Origin of the sequence: Novosphingobium sp. PP1Y, assembly GCF_000253255.1 — a bacterium.
Taxonomy (GTDB): domain Bacteria; phylum Pseudomonadota; class Alphaproteobacteria; order Sphingomonadales; family Sphingomonadaceae; genus Novosphingobium.
In genome coordinates this window covers 3,019,354-3,032,306 of the sequence record NC_015580.1, presented here as the reverse complement: position 1 = coordinate 3,032,306, position 12,953 = coordinate 3,019,354, and the positions used below count along the sequence as shown (strand labels likewise).

Genomic DNA, 12,953 nt, shown 5'->3' with positions numbered 1-12,953 from the left:
GTTATGTCTTCTTTGAAGGATCGGGCGAACCGCACAGGAATTCCGGAACCGAGATCAGCAGCGCGCCTTGCTTCAAGGCTTCCATGGCAAGATGACCTTGCGGAATGCGCAGGATGAAGGCGCCCTCGTAAGGTCCCGGAGCAACCACTTCGGCACCGCGCTGGCGCGACCAGGCGACTGTATGGGCCGCTCCGCTTCCATCCAGGGGCAGGTAGATGGCTGCGCCCCCTTCTGCGGGAGACAGCGCGACGAGCATCACGAGGCCTGCAATAAGCCCTTGCAGCGCAAGAGGAGCGGGCAGGAATCGGGAAAGGACAGATCTGGGCGATGGGACCATGCAATCGATTATGCACCATGGGGTCCTGCATTGGCGCAAAGCCGATCCTAAGGGCGAACCCGGATCGTCAGATCTTTTGAATGTAATGCATCGGGACCATTCATCATGGTGCGTTGGCGGGGAAATTGAGCGCGCCGCCTCTTTTCGCTCGGGGCCGGCGGGTCTAGGCTTTGCCCATGAACGCGCCCTCGACACTGCTTCGATCCGAATCGCCAGCCAGCGGCCGCGTGCCGCATTGGGAGTGGCAATATCTCGATCTCATGCGCCATATCTGGGAGCATGGCGACGAGCGGGTGGACCGCACCGGGGTTGGAACGCGGTCAGTCTTCGGCGCAACGATCCGCTTCGACCTTGCAGACGGGGCCATGCCGCTGCTCAGCACCAAGCGGGTCTACTGGAAGACGGCGACGCGTGAGTTGCTCTGGTTCCTGACCGGCGACACCAACATCCGTTCGCTTTGCGCGCAAGGCGTGCAGATCTGGACCGACTGGCCGCTCGATCGCTATCGCCGCGAAACCGGCGACCAGATCTCGCGCGCGGACTTTTCCGACCGGATCGTTGCCGATGCCGCATTCGCCGAGAAGTGGGGCGACCTCGGACCGGTCTACGGCAAGCAATGGGTCGATTGGCCGGTCTTTGAGGATGCCGGAAACGGACTTTTCCGCCGGCGCGAACAGGGCGTCAATCAGGTTGCGCAGGTGATCGCATCCTTGCAGGAGAACCCCGGCAGCCGTCGCCACATCATCGAGGGGTGGAACGTCGCCGAGCTTGACGCGATGGCTCTCCCTCCCTGCCACAAGACCTATCAGTTCCATGTAGCGGGTGGCCGTCTTTCTTGCCTGCTTTACCAGCGCAGCTGCGACCTGGGCCTGGGATTCGCGTTCAACATGTGGTCGCTTGCCCTGTTGACCCGCATGTTCGCGCAGCAATGCAACCTGGAGCCGGGTGAAGTCGTTTGGACAGGGGGTGATGTCCATCTCTACCTCAACCATGGTGCGCTGGTGGAAGAGCAGATTTCCCGCAAGCCCGAGGGGCAGGCGACGCTCGAGATCCTGCGGCGTCCGCAAAGCGTCTTCGACTATCGTATCGATGACTTCGAAGTGCGTGGATATGCGCCCCAGTCGCACATCTCCGCACCGGTTGCGGTCTGATTGACATTGCGGGGGTTTGTAATATTATGACTCATCCGTAGAATTTTGATACGCTCCGATTCTCCCGGTGCGTGGAGTTCTCACGGGCCGAAACTGGCGGGAGAGAACGAAAATGGGCGAAAGTCCGGTCAGGTCTGGAAAGCCGCGCGGCAACTTGCCGCCGCTTGAACTCTATGTGCCCGAGCCGAAGTACAGGCCGGGCGACAAGGTCGATTACTCGGAGCTGGATATTCCCGAGCCGGGCGAGCTGGCGCGGCCCGACGAGGCCTGCGCGGCAAGCGAAACATGGCCGCTTACGACCGACATGATCCGCGTCCTGGGTGACGACGACAAGGCGGTCGGTCCCTGGAACCCCAATCTCGACCCGGAATCGCTGCGCCGCATGCTGCGCAACATGGCGCTTACCCGCGCCTTCGACGATCGGATGTATCGCGGCCAGCGGCAGGGCAAGACCAGCTTCTACATGAAGTGCACCGGCGAAGAGGCGATTTCGGTCGCCTGCGCATTGGCGCTGGCCGGCGATGACATGGTCTTCCCCAGTTATCGCCAGCAAGGCATCCTGATCTCGCGCGGGTATCCGCTGGTCGACATGATCAACCAGATCTACTCGAACCGCGCGGACCGGTTGAAGGGCCGCCAGTTGCCGATCATGTACTCGGCGCGCGACTATGGCTTCTTCACCATCTCGGGCAATCTTGCCACGCAGTTCCCGCAGGCCGTGGGCTGGGCCATGGCAAGCGCGATCAAGGGCGACACGCGCATCGCCACCAGCTTCATCGGCGAAGGCTCCAGCGCAGAGGGCGATTTCCACGCGGCGATGACCTTTGCCGCCGTTTACAATGCGCCGGTCGTGCTCAACGTGGTCAACAACCAGTGGGCGATCTCGAGCTTTTCCGGCTTTGCAGGGGCCGAGCGCACGACCTTTGCCGCTCGCGCCGCGGGCTATGGCATTGCCGGGCTGCGCGTGGACGGAAACGATGCGCTGGCGGTCTATGCGGCGATGGAGTGGGCGGCCAACCGCGCCCGCGCCAACCTCGGTCCCACGCTCATCGAGCATTTCACCTACCGCGCCGAGGGCCATTCGACCTCGGACGATCCCAGCGCCTACCGTTCGGCGCACGAGCGCGAGGAATGGCCGCTGGGCGATCCGATCATGCGGCTCAGGAACCATCTGATCGCGATCGGCGAGTGGTCGGAAGACCGGCACGCCGACATGGACCGCGAACTGGCGGAAGAGGTGAAGGCGGCGACCAAGGAGGCCGAAAAGAACGGCATCCTCGGCCATGGTCTGCACCATCCGTTCCACACCATGTTCGAAGACGTCTTCGAGGAACTTCCCTGGCATCTGGACGAACAGGCCGAGCAGGCCATTCGCGAACGCCAGATGAAGTGGCCCGAGTGGAAGGAGTAAGGGCAATGCTCGAAGAAGAAGCTGTAAGCCTCCACGATGCCCCCACGCGCTCGCTCAACATGATCGAGGCGATCAACGAAGCGCTCGACGTCATGATGGCGCGCGATCCCGATGTCGTCATACTTGGCGAGGACGTGGGCTATTTCGGCGGCGTCTTCCGCGCGACTGCGGGCCTGCAGAGCAAGTATGGCAAGAACCGAGTGTTCGATTCGCCGATCAACGAATGCGGCATCATCGGTGCGGCAGTCGGCATGGCCGCCTATGGCCTGCGTCCGGTGCCGGAGATCCAGTTTGCCGATTATATCTATCCCGGCCTCGACCAGCTCGTGTCCGAAGCGGCGCGCCTGCGCTATCGTTCGGCAGGCGAATTCGTGGCCCCGATCACGGTCCGCTCTCCCTTCGGTGGCGGCATCTTCGGCGGGCAGACGCATAGCCAGAGCCCTGAGGCCCTGTTCACCCATGTAGCGGGCCTCAAGACGGTGATCCCGTCGACCCCGCACGATGCCAAGGGGCTGCTGATCGCCGCGATAGAGGACAACGATCCGGTCATCTTCTTCGAACCCAAGCGCATCTACAACGGACCCTTCGACGGCTATTACGACAACCCGTCCAAGAGCTGGAAGAACCATGCCGGGGGCAAGGTGCCCGAGGGCTACTATTCCATCCCGCTGGGCAAGGCGCGGGTCGTGCGCGAAGGCGCGGCGATGACCGTGCTGGCCTATGGCACGATGATCCACGTGGTCGAGGCGGTGCTTGCCGAAAAGGGCGTCGATGCCGAAATCATCGACCTGCGCACGCTTGTCCCGCTGGACATAGAGACTGTGCAAAAGTCGGTGGAAAAGACCGGCAAATGCCTCATCGTCCATGAGGCGACGCGCACTTCGGGCTTCGGCGCCGAGCTTTCCGCGCTCGTCCAGGAGCGTTGCTTCTATCACCTCGAGGCGCCGATCGAGCGCGTGACGGGTTTCGACACGCCTTATCCGCACAGCCTCGAGTGGGCCTATTTCCCCGGTCCCGTCCGCATCGGCGAGGCGGTCGACCGGCTCATGAAGGATTGATCCGATGGGTCGCTATACATTCCGCCTGCCCGATATCGGGGAAGGCATTGCCGAAGCCGAGATCGTCGCCTGGCACGTGAAGATCGGCGACATGGTCGAGGAAGACGGCCGTGTTGCGGACATGATGACCGACAAGGCGACGGTCGAGATGGAAAGCCCGGTCTCGGGCAAGGTGATCGAGGTCGCCGGAGCGGAAGGCGACGTTATCGCCATCGGTTCGCCGCTGGTGGTGATCGAGGTGGAAGGCGAGGGTAACGAGCGGGACGGCAAGGGCGGTCGCCCCGCTGCTGCACCGGCGCCGGCTCCTGAGGAGACGGCCGCAAAGGAACCGGCAGCGGCGCCGGCCCCTGAACCCGCGATTGAACCGGCTCCCGCTCCCGTTGCCGAAAAGAGCCCAGCGCCCGCTCCCGCACCGACGCCGAGCCCGGCCCCGGTGCCGGCCCGCGCGATGGGTCATGCGCGCGTCATGGCCAGCCCGGCGGTTCGCAAGCGCGCGGCAGGCCTCGGCATCGATCTGGGCGAAGTCCGCCCGGCCGAGGATGGCCGCATCCGCCATTCCGACCTCGACGCTTTCCTGTCCTACAATGCCGCGGGCGGCTTTCAGCCTGCCGGTCTGAAAGGCAAGGACGAGCAGGTCCGCGTCATCGGCCTGCGCCGCCGCATTGCCGAGAACATGGCGGCATCCAAGCGCCAGATCCCGCACTTCGCCTATGTCGAGGAATTCGACGTAACGGCGCTGGAGGAAACCCGCGCGCAGCTCAATGAAGGGCGTGGAGATCGTCCCAAGCTGACGATGCTGCCGTTCCTGATCGCGGCGATCTGCAAGCTGATGCCCAGGTACCCGATGCTCAACGCCCATTACGACGATGAGGCGGGCGTGGTGACGCGCTATGGTTCGGTACACTTGGGCATGGCAGCGCAGACTCCGGCCGGGCTGATGGTCCCGGTGATCCGCGATGCACAGGATCGCAACCTCTGGCAGCTTGCGAGCGAGATCTCGCGCCTCGCGCGGGCGGCGCGCGACGGTTCGGCCAAGTCCACGGAGCTCTCCGGCTCGACGATCACGCTGACCTCGCTCGGCCCGATGGGCGGGGTGGCGACGACACCGGTCATCAATCGCCCCGAAGTGGCGATCATCGGTCCCAACCGCATAGTCGAGCGCCCGATGTTCGTGCGCGATGCCGGCGGCGTGGAGCGGATCGAGAAGCGCAAGACGATGAACATCTCGATGAGCTGCGACCATCGCGTCGTCGACGGATGGGATGCCGCCAGCTTCGCGCAGGACCTCAAGAAGCTGATCGAAGCACCGGCGCTCATTCTCGCCGGTTAGGAACCGAAGGAAAGGGCGGCTTGCGCCAGGGTGCGGGCCGCCGTCCTGCTTTCACCGAAAATCGGCTATCAGCGCACGATGGCGCTGTAGGCGAGCTGGCCGCGGCCATTTGCGGCGCTGCCTGCCGGAATGCGCCAGCGTACATGGGTGACGTCCTCTGCCGTCGCCAGTCGCCCACCCTTGCGTAGAGCGCCGAGGTGGCCCCAGGTGCGGCCGCCGTCCACCGAGACTTCCTGTCCCTCGCTCGCGCTCGCCTCATAGGCAAGCTTCGTGGGCATCGGGTTGGTGATGACGAAGCCCCCGTTGCCGCCCATGCGGTACCAGGTGACAACGGTCACGACCTTGTCCCCGCGCGAAAGGCGCGCGGCCGGCTCGAGGCGGCTGCTCGAATCCGCCATGACCTTCTCGACGAAGGCGGCGCTGTCGGTGGCAACCGAAACCGGCGCCGCCGGTTGTGCCAGGGCCGGCGCGCACAGCGCCTGCGTCATGGCTGCGATAAGGACGAACTTGCTTTTCATAGGTTCCGGACAGCCCCCGCTGGCCTGTTGGCGATGCGGGGGAGATTGACGGCCAATTCGCCAAAATATGGTTAACACGGACTTGATCGCGCAGGCCTCGCATCGGCGTACCGGGGCAGGGCGCGCAAAAAAACCACTTACCCTCTCAAGGCAGTTGACAGCCCGGTGAGCCTGTCTTAGTGGCGCGGCTCCCAAGCGGACGCACCGCCTTAGAACGCGGGTGTAGCTCAGTTGGTTAGAGTGCCGGCCTGTCACGCCGGAGGTCGCGGGTTCGAGCCCCGTCACTCGCGCCACTTGGGAAAAGCCTGTGAAAACAGGATACATAGAAAGAACTGAGGTGCAGTTCTTTTCACTGGTGAGCGGGTGTAGCTCAGTTGGTTAGAGTGCCGGCCTGTCACGCCGGAGGTCGCGGGTTCGAGCCCCGTCACTCGCGCCACTTCAGGAATGTCCTGAGGTGAATCATCAGAAGAAAAGGCCGGGCATGTCCCGGCCTTTTTCTTTTTTGCGATCAGCGCCCTGTGAAAGACATCGGGCAGCCTCTCTGAGGGTGTCGGGGCAACGACTCGGTTGCCCGCAGGTCAGGCATCTACCAGGACGGCTCGGTGCCGTGCGGGCATGCCGACTGCGCAGCTTGTCATGTCGATGTTCGCGAAGGTTTTAGGCTGCCGGGGTTCAACCCCAGCGGCCGGTCTCCATCCATATCAGGAAGCGACGCAGCGGCATGATCCAGGCGACGCCGAGCACGATATAGACGGGCGTCTGCGCCAGGGCGTGCCAGTTACCGATCAGCGGCGGCACGTAAGTCGCTATGAGAATGCCGTAAACCGCAAGCGCGACGCACAGACTCAGGACGCCGATCGGAATTCGCCATGTCGGGGTCTCGCGCATTTCATTCGTTTCCTTGATAGATCCGGGTCGGCGTCACGACGGCGTCGAGATGCCGATCGTGATCCTCGATCGGAAGCGCATCGGCGATCTGGCAGTCCCATGCAAGCCCGATGGCGCGCACCTGCGGATTGGCCTGGAGCCAGCGGTCGTAGTGTCCACCGCCCTGGCCGAGGCGTTCGCCGCGCTCGGTGAAGGCGATCAGCGGTACGACGACAAGATCGGGGATGAGCGCTTCGCCGGTTCGGTCTGGTTGCAGCCCGCCCCAGGGCGAGATTGCCAGTTCATCGTCCACGAAAGGATCGTTCCAGGCGCGAAATTCCATCGGGCTCTCGCGGGATTCGAAGGCGGGCAGGGCGATGCGGCGGTCATTCTCGACCAGCCAGCGCGCCCAGCCCAGCGAGGGTGCCTCGTCACCTACGGGATAATAAAGTCCGACCAGCGCCCCTTCGGGCATCATCTGCGCGATGGGAGAGGGCGGCCGGTTGAGCATGAGCGCACGCATGCCCTGGGGCAGCGCGGAGACATGTTCGCGCCGGGCGGTCCGGAAGGCCCTGCGCAGCCGGGCCTTTGCTTCATTCGCGGGAAATGGGGGTGACGGGTCCACCTTGGGTCGTTTTCCTAGAAATCCTCTGACGCCTCAACGTCAGGTGGGAGCCATGTGCGTCGGACCACGGTCCGGGCAGGGACAGCCCCCTTGGATTGCTTATAGCCTCAGGGATGTTCGAACGGCTCGTGCCGGGCAGATCCCGTCGAGCCCTAGTTAGGCGTTGCCGGCGTCAGCCTCAAGGAGGTTCGCGATATTTTCTATACGGCCCGCAACCTCGGCGAGGCGCTCGGCCAGATCTTCGGGCAGTTCGCTTGCCGGGGCGGGGGCGCTTGTGCCCGAGCGGCGCAGTTCATGCACTTCGTCCGCGAGCAGGAGCGCCGCGAAGAGCAGCATGCGCGTTTCGGTCTGACCCTGCGCGCCGGCCTGGCTGACCTTGGCGTCGATCAGGTCGCCCAGTTCGGAGACATGAGCCTCCTCGCCGTCGGCGCAAGCGACGGTGAAGCGGCGGGAGCCGATGGAAAGGGTGACGTTGCTCATGACTTCAGGGGCTTCGAAAATGCGATCTGAATCCGGCGGATCATTTATCGGCCCGTCCGATCAGCCCGTCGATCCGGGAGAGCGATTGCTCGACGCTTGCCTTGAGTGTCACGTGCCTTGTGGCAAGGGCTTCGTGCTGCTCGATCAGGGCCTCGTGGCGACCGCGCAGGTCTACAGCCTGCCGGGTTGCGCCCTCGACACGCGCAAGCGCTGCCTCGATCCTTTGCAGTGCTTCACAGATCGCCGTCTGTTCCATCCTCCGTTGGCTACCGGAAAGAAGATAAAACGCAAGCAATTGGCCCTTGTTGTTCACAATCATTTCGACGTGCGGCTCAACTGGTCGGTCGCGCGAAACTGACTGGCGAACTTGACGGGAAGCCGCCTCTCCCTAAAGGGGGTCCGGACTTTCGAATCGCCCAGTAATTTCCGTATCCGGAGCCATCAGATGACCCTCGCCCCCAACCGCCTCGCGCCGATGGCCAATGCCATCCGGGCGCTTTCGATGGATGCGGTCCAGGCTGCCAACAGCGGTCACCCCGGCATGCCGATGGGCATGGCGGACGTCGCCACGGTGCTGTTCTCCAAGTTTCTCAAGTTCGATCCCGCCGCGCCAAAGTGGGCCGACCGCGACCGCTTCGTGCTCTCGGCCGGCCACGGCTCGATGCTGATCTACTCGCTGCTCCACCTGACCGGCTATGCCAGCCCGACGATGGACGACATCCGCAACTTCCGTCAGCTCGGCTCGGTCTGCGCCGGTCACCCGGAAAACTTCCTGATCCCGGGCGTGGAATGCACCACCGGTCCGCTGGGGCAGGGCCTGGCGATGGCGGTCGGCATGGCGATGGCCGAGCGTCAGCTCAACGGCACTTTCGGTGACGACCTCGTCGACCACAAGACCTGGGTCATCGCCGGTGACGGCTGCCTCATGGAAGGCATCAACCACGAGGCGATCGGCCTGGCCGGCAACCTCAAGCTGGGCCGCCTCAAGGTCCTGTGGGACGACAACAACATCACCATCGACGGCGATACCTCGTTGTCGACGAGCGAAGACATCCCCGCGCGCTTCCGCGCTACCGGTTGGGACGTTTTCTCGTGCGACGGCCACGACTTTGCCGATATCGAGCGTGCGCTGGCCGAAGCCGCTGCCTCGGACAAGCCCTCGCTCGTTGCCTGCAAGACGGTGATCGGCAAGGGCGCACCCAACAAGCAGGGCAGCCATGACGTTCACGGTGCTGCGCTCGGCCCCGATGAAGTCGCCGCCGCTCGTGAATTCCTGGGCTGGACGGCAGCTCCGTTCGAGATCCCGGCCGAGATCCTTGCCGACTGGCGTTCGCTGGGCGAAGCCGGGGCCAAGGCCCGCGCCGAGTGGGAAGGCCGCCTGGCCGCCAGCGCCGACGCTGCCGAATTCAACCGCCGCATGGCCGGCGATCTTCCGGAAGGCGACGAGGCTGCGAAGACTTTCGCCGGCTGGCTCGACGGCGACACCACCGTCGCTACCCGCAAGGCTTCGGAAAACTGCCTCAACGTCCTGGCGCCGGTGGTGCCCGAGATGGTTGGCGGTTCGGCCGACCTTACCGGCTCGAACAACACCAAGGCCAAGTGCCAGGAGCCGTTCACCCCGGAAAACTACGCCGGTCGCTATGTCTATTACGGCATCCGCGAATTCGGCATGGCCGCGGCGATGAACGGCATGGCGCTGCATGGCGGCGTCATTCCCTACGGCGGCACCTTCCTGATCTTCTCGGACTACTGCCGCAATGCGATCCGCCTCTCGGCGCTGCAGCAGACCCGCGCGATCTACGTCCTGACCCACGATTCCATCGGCCTGGGCGAAGACGGTCCGACCCACCAGCCGATCGAGCAGGTCATGAGCCTGCGCCTGATCCCGAACCTCTACGTGTTCCGCCCCGCGGACGTGATCGAGACGGCAGAGTGCTGGAACATCGCGCTGCAGTCCAAGGATACGCCTTCGGTTCTTGCGCTGACCCGCCAGAATCTGCCGCAGCTGCGCAATAGCGGTGACATGCTTTCGGCGCGCGGCGCCTACACGCTTCGTCATGCTGCGGCCGACCGCAAGGTCATTCTGATCGCCAGCGGTTCCGAAGTGGAACTGGCCGTGAAGGTCGCCGAGCAGCTGGAATCGCAGAACATCGGCGCCGATGTCGTCTCGATGCCCTGCATGGAGCTGTTCGAAGCGCAGGATGAAGCGTACAAGCACGAAGTGCTGCCGCACGATGCGTCTGTCCTGCGCGTTTCGATCGAGGCCGGCTCGACGCTGGGCTGGGAGCGCTATACCGCTGCGAGCCGCAACGGCGGTCTCAACATCGGCATCGACCGGTTCGGCGCGTCCGCGCCGGCAAAGGACCTGTTCGCACGCTTCGGTTTCACCGCCGAATCCATCGTGCCCAAGATTCTTGATAAGCTAAGCGCCTAAAGGAGGAGAATTTTATGGCGACCAAGGTTGCTATCAACGGTTTCGGACGTATCGGACGCCTTGTCGCCCGGGCCATTCTCGAGCGCCCCGACTGCGGTCTCGACCTCGTTTCGATCAACGACCTGGCCGACACCAAGTCGAATGCTCTCCTCTTTGCCTATGACAGCACCCACGGTCGCTTCCCCGGCACCGTCGAGGCCGGCGAAGGCAAGATCACCGTCAACGGCAAGGACATCGTCGTCACTGCCGAGCGCGATCCGGGCAAGCTGCCGCACAAGGATCTGGGCATCGACATCGTGCTCGAGTGCACGGGCTTCTTCCAGTCGAAGGAAGCGTCGCAGCCGCACCTCGATGCGGGCGCGAAGCGCGTGCTGATCTCGGCCCCGGCCACCGGCGTCGACAACACCGTCGTCTTCGGCGTGAACCACGAGACGCTGACCGCCGATCACATCGTCGTGTCGAACGCTTCATGCACCACGAACTGCCTCGCCCCGGTTGCCAAGGTCCTCAACGACACCGTCGGCATCGAGCGTGGCTTCATGACCACGATCCACAGCTACACCAATGACCAGCGCATGCTCGACCAGATCCACAGCGATCTGCGCCGCGCCCGTGCCGGTGCCGCCAACATGATCCCGACCACCACTGGCGCTGCCCGCGCGGTCGGCCTCGTGCTGCCGGAACTCAAGGGCAAGCTGGACGGTTCGTCGGTCCGCGTGCCGACCCCGAACGTCAGCCTGGTCGACCTGTGCTTCGTGCCGAAGCGCGACACCACCAAGGAAGAAATCAACGCCGCTCTCAAGGCAGCGTCGGAAGGCCCGATGAAGGGCGTCCTGGCCTACACCGAAGAGCCGCTGGTTTCGTCGGACTTCAACCACTACCCGGCGAGCTCGACCGTCGACAGCCTCGAGACGGCCGTCATGGAAGGCAAGTTCGTCCGCGTCGTATCCTGGTACGACAACGAGTGGGGCTTCTCGAACCGCATGCTCGACACTGCGGGTGCGATGGCGAAGTTCCTCTGAAAGTGAATCCGGCGACGGGCACACTCCTTGGCATAGCGCGGCGTTCGCGATCGCGTGGAACCATGGAGGAATTGTCGTCCGTCGCCGTCACTGCCGCCGCGGGAGTCCAGGGGGACTTTCGCGGCGCCGTGCGTCAGGGCCCCGATGGGGCAAGAAAGCAGCCGCGCCGGCAGGTCTCGCTGATCGAGGCCGAGAGCTGGCGCGCAGCCCTGCGCGATCTCGACATTCCCGACGACGCGTTCCTGCCGTGGCATGCACGGCGGGCGAACCTGTGCGTCTCGGGACTGCGCCTGCCGCGAGCGGCGGGGGCGGTAATTGCGATCGGGCCGACCTGCCGCATCGAGATAACCATGGAATGCGATCCATGCAGCCGCATGGATGAAATCAAGCCCGGACTGATGGCCGCGCTGGCGCCGGACTGGCGTGGCGGCGTGCTGGGCCGGGTTCTGGACGATGGCGAGATCGCCGTCGGAGACGAAGTAAGGATCGAGCAATGAGCGCTTTCAAGACCCTGGACACCCTCGAATCTGACCTGGGCGACGTGACCGGCAAGGTGGCGCTGGTACGTGTCGACCTCAACCTGCCGATGAAGGACGGCCTCGTTACCGACGAGACCCGCATTCGCGCATGTGCTCCCACGATCCTGGAACTGGCCGGGAAGGGCGCCAAGGTCCTGCTTCTGGCGCACTTCGGCCGTCCCAAGGGCGAGCGCTCCTCCACCATGTCGCTATCGATGGTGGTCGGTGCGGTCGAGAGGGTGCTGGGCAAGGAAGTCATGTTCGTGCCCGAAGTCGCCGGTCCGGTGGTTGCGCAGTCGGTCGGCATCCTGCGTGCCGGTGACATCGCGATCCTTGAGAACACGCGCTTCTGGAAGGGCGAGGAAAAGAACGATGCCGATTTCGTGAAGGCGATTGCCGAAAACGGCGACTTCTACGTCAACGACGCGTTCTCCGCCGCGCACCGCGCCCATGCGACGACCGAGGGCCTCGCCCGCGTCCTGCCCGCCTATGCGGGCCGCTCGATGCAGGCAGAGCTTGAAGCGCTGGACAAGGCGCTGGGCGCTCCGGAAAAGCCGGTGGCGGCCGTCGTCGGCGGAGCCAAGGTTTCCTCCAAGCTCGACGTGCTCAAGCACCTTGTCGGCCAGGTCGATCACCTGATCATCGGCGGGGGCATGGCCAACACTTTCCTCGCCGCCAAGGGCGTCGACGTGGGCAAGTCGCTTTGCGAGCACGACCTGACCGGCACTGCCAACGAGATCCTCGAGGCGGCCGACACGTCAGGCTGCACCGTGCATCTGCCCTATGAGGTCGTCGTGTCGAAGGAATTCGCGGCCAACCCGGCTTCCTTGCGCACCTGCAACGTCCACGAGGTCGCCTCTGACGAGATGATCCTCGACGTCGGTCCGCTGGCGGTCGAAGCCCTCGGCGATGTGCTCAAGACTTGCCGGACGCTGGTCTGGAACGGTCCGATGGGCGCCTTCGAGACGGTGCCCTTCGATGCGGCCACTGTCGCCCTTGCGCGCACGGCAGCCGCACTGACCGTCGAAGGTTCGCTGATTTCGGTGGCCGGTGGCGGCGATACCGTGGCGGCGCTCAATCACGCGGGCGTGGCGCAGGACTTTTCGTATATCTCGACGGCCGGCGGTGCCTTCCTTGAATGGATGGAAGGCAAGGAACTGCCCGGCGTCGCCGTGCTGGAGGCCTGAGCGCGATCCGCACCT

The 12,953-nt window shown here is 64.3% G+C and carries 14 protein-coding genes and 2 tRNA genes; 10 read left to right on the top strand and 6 right to left on the bottom strand.

What is annotated here, in order from left to right:
• Position 1 precedes the first annotated feature (1 nt).
• Positions 2-256, bottom strand: a complete 255-nt coding sequence (locus tag PP1Y_RS20380; RefSeq protein ID WP_041559042.1) for a hypothetical protein — start codon at positions 254-256, stop codon at positions 2-4.
• A gap of 257 nt (positions 257-513) precedes the next feature.
• Here PP1Y_RS20380 and thyA point away from each other — a divergent pair, with 257 nt between their 5' ends.
• The 4 genes from thyA (at position 514) to PP1Y_RS20360 (ending at position 5,287) form a co-directional block, all read left to right on the top strand.
• A complete protein-coding gene (gene thyA / locus PP1Y_RS20375; RefSeq protein ID WP_013833893.1) occupies positions 514-1,488 on the top strand; it encodes a thymidylate synthase in 975 nt (324 codons plus the stop codon).
• Between the two features lie 112 nt (positions 1,489-1,600).
• Positions 1,601-2,899: a 3-methyl-2-oxobutanoate dehydrogenase (2-methylpropanoyl-transferring) subunit alpha gene (locus PP1Y_RS20370; protein WP_013833892.1), complete on the top strand. Its 1,299-nt coding sequence runs from the start codon at positions 1,601-1,603 to the stop codon at positions 2,897-2,899.
• Positions 2,900-2,904: 5 nt separating this feature from the next.
• Positions 2,905-3,957 carry an alpha-ketoacid dehydrogenase subunit beta gene (locus PP1Y_RS20365; protein WP_013833891.1) on the top strand — a complete coding sequence of 351 codons (1,053 nt, stop codon included), beginning with the start codon at positions 2,905-2,907 and terminating at the stop codon, positions 3,955-3,957.
• A 4-nt stretch (positions 3,958-3,961) separates the two neighbouring features.
• Positions 3,962-5,287, top strand: a complete 1,326-nt coding sequence (locus tag PP1Y_RS20360; RefSeq protein ID WP_041559041.1) for a dihydrolipoamide acetyltransferase family protein — start codon at positions 3,962-3,964, stop codon at positions 5,285-5,287.
• Between the two features lie 68 nt (positions 5,288-5,355).
• Here PP1Y_RS20360 and PP1Y_RS20355 read toward each other — a convergent pair whose 3' ends face one another.
• The gene (locus PP1Y_RS20355; protein WP_041559040.1) at positions 5,356-5,805 is read right to left on the bottom strand and encodes a hypothetical protein; all 450 of its coding nucleotides are present in this window, start codon (positions 5,803-5,805) and stop codon (positions 5,356-5,358) included.
• Positions 5,806-6,021: 216 nt separating this feature from the next.
• Here PP1Y_RS20355 and PP1Y_RS20350 point away from each other — a divergent pair.
• Together PP1Y_RS20350 and PP1Y_RS20345 are read left to right on the top strand one after the other, a co-directional pair.
• A tRNA-Asp gene (locus PP1Y_RS20350) sits at positions 6,022-6,098 on the top strand.
• Between the two features lie 66 nt (positions 6,099-6,164).
• Positions 6,165-6,241 (top strand) — tRNA-Asp (locus tag PP1Y_RS20345).
• 236 nt (positions 6,242-6,477) lie between these two features.
• Here PP1Y_RS20345 and PP1Y_RS20340 read toward each other — a convergent pair.
• The 4 genes from PP1Y_RS20340 to PP1Y_RS26045 all read right to left on the bottom strand — a co-directional run bounded on the left by PP1Y_RS20340 (position 6,478) and on the right by PP1Y_RS26045 (position 8,033).
• Entirely contained in the window at positions 6,478-6,693 is a 216-nt protein-coding gene (locus tag PP1Y_RS20340; RefSeq protein WP_041559039.1) for a DUF2842 domain-containing protein, read from the bottom strand.
• A 1-nt stretch (position 6,694) separates the two neighbouring features.
• Positions 6,695-7,297, bottom strand: coding sequence for a 5-formyltetrahydrofolate cyclo-ligase (locus PP1Y_RS20335; protein ID WP_041559038.1), 603 nt, complete (start codon positions 7,295-7,297; stop codon positions 6,695-6,697).
• Positions 7,298-7,453: 156 nt separating this feature from the next.
• Positions 7,454-7,777, bottom strand: a complete 324-nt coding sequence (locus tag PP1Y_RS20330; RefSeq protein ID WP_013833887.1) for a cell division protein ZapA — start codon at positions 7,775-7,777, stop codon at positions 7,454-7,456.
• Positions 7,778-7,817: 40 nt separating this feature from the next.
• Positions 7,818-8,033 (bottom strand): hypothetical protein, encoded by a 216-nt coding sequence (locus PP1Y_RS26045; RefSeq protein WP_158511864.1) that lies wholly within the window; start codon positions 8,031-8,033, stop codon positions 7,818-7,820.
• Positions 8,034-8,222: 189 nt separating this feature from the next.
• Here PP1Y_RS26045 and tkt point away from each other — a divergent pair, with 189 nt between their 5' ends.
• The 4 genes from tkt (at position 8,223) to pgk (ending at position 12,938) form a co-directional block, all read left to right on the top strand.
• Positions 8,223-10,211 (top strand): transketolase, encoded by a 1,989-nt coding sequence (gene tkt, locus PP1Y_RS20320; protein WP_007014944.1) that lies wholly within the window; start codon positions 8,223-8,225, stop codon positions 10,209-10,211.
• A gap of 14 nt (positions 10,212-10,225) precedes the next feature.
• The gene (gap, locus tag PP1Y_RS20315) at positions 10,226-11,233 is read left to right on the top strand and encodes a type I glyceraldehyde-3-phosphate dehydrogenase (RefSeq protein WP_007014945.1); all 1,008 of its coding nucleotides are present in this window, start codon (positions 10,226-10,228) and stop codon (positions 11,231-11,233) included.
• Positions 11,234-11,295: 62 nt separating this feature from the next.
• Positions 11,296-11,730, top strand: a complete 435-nt coding sequence (locus tag PP1Y_RS20310; protein WP_051010082.1) for an MOSC domain-containing protein — start codon at positions 11,296-11,298, stop codon at positions 11,728-11,730.
• Positions 11,727-12,938 (top strand): phosphoglycerate kinase, encoded by a 1,212-nt coding sequence (gene pgk / locus PP1Y_RS20305; RefSeq protein WP_007014947.1) that lies wholly within the window; start codon positions 11,727-11,729, stop codon positions 12,936-12,938. The genes PP1Y_RS20310 and pgk overlap by 4 nt, the downstream gene beginning before the upstream one ends.
• The last annotated feature ends 15 nt before the right edge of the window (positions 12,939-12,953 follow it).

Excerpts from the sequence above, each read along its gene's own strand:
- PP1Y_RS20380 (WP_041559042.1), bottom strand. The coding sequence starts at position 256 with ATGCTCGTCGCGCTGTCTCCCGCAGAAGGGGGCGCAGCCATCTACCTG.
- thyA (WP_013833893.1), top strand. The coding sequence starts at position 514 with ATGAACGCGCCCTCGACACTGCTTCGATCCGAATCGCCAGCCAGCGGC.
- PP1Y_RS20370 (WP_013833892.1), top strand. The coding sequence starts at position 1,601 with ATGGGCGAAAGTCCGGTCAGGTCTGGAAAGCCGCGCGGCAACTTGCCG.
- PP1Y_RS20365 (WP_013833891.1), top strand. The coding sequence starts at position 2,905 with ATGCTCGAAGAAGAAGCTGTAAGCCTCCACGATGCCCCCACGCGCTCG.
- PP1Y_RS20360 (WP_041559041.1), top strand. The coding sequence starts at position 3,962 with ATGGGTCGCTATACATTCCGCCTGCCCGATATCGGGGAAGGCATTGCC.
- PP1Y_RS20355 (WP_041559040.1), bottom strand. The coding sequence starts at position 5,805 with ATGAAAAGCAAGTTCGTCCTTATCGCAGCCATGACGCAGGCGCTGTGC.
- PP1Y_RS20340 (WP_041559039.1), bottom strand. The coding sequence starts at position 6,693 with ATGCGCGAGACCCCGACATGGCGAATTCCGATCGGCGTCCTGAGTCTG.
- PP1Y_RS20330 (WP_013833887.1), bottom strand. The coding sequence starts at position 7,777 with ATGAGCAACGTCACCCTTTCCATCGGCTCCCGCCGCTTCACCGTCGCT.
- PP1Y_RS26045 (WP_158511864.1), bottom strand. The coding sequence starts at position 8,033 with ATGGAACAGACGGCGATCTGTGAAGCACTGCAAAGGATCGAGGCAGCG.
- tkt (WP_007014944.1), top strand. The coding sequence starts at position 8,223 with ATGACCCTCGCCCCCAACCGCCTCGCGCCGATGGCCAATGCCATCCGG.
- gap (WP_007014945.1), top strand. The coding sequence starts at position 10,226 with ATGGCGACCAAGGTTGCTATCAACGGTTTCGGACGTATCGGACGCCTT.
- PP1Y_RS20310 (WP_051010082.1), top strand. The coding sequence starts at position 11,296 with ATGGAGGAATTGTCGTCCGTCGCCGTCACTGCCGCCGCGGGAGTCCAG.
- pgk (WP_007014947.1), top strand. The coding sequence starts at position 11,727 with ATGAGCGCTTTCAAGACCCTGGACACCCTCGAATCTGACCTGGGCGAC.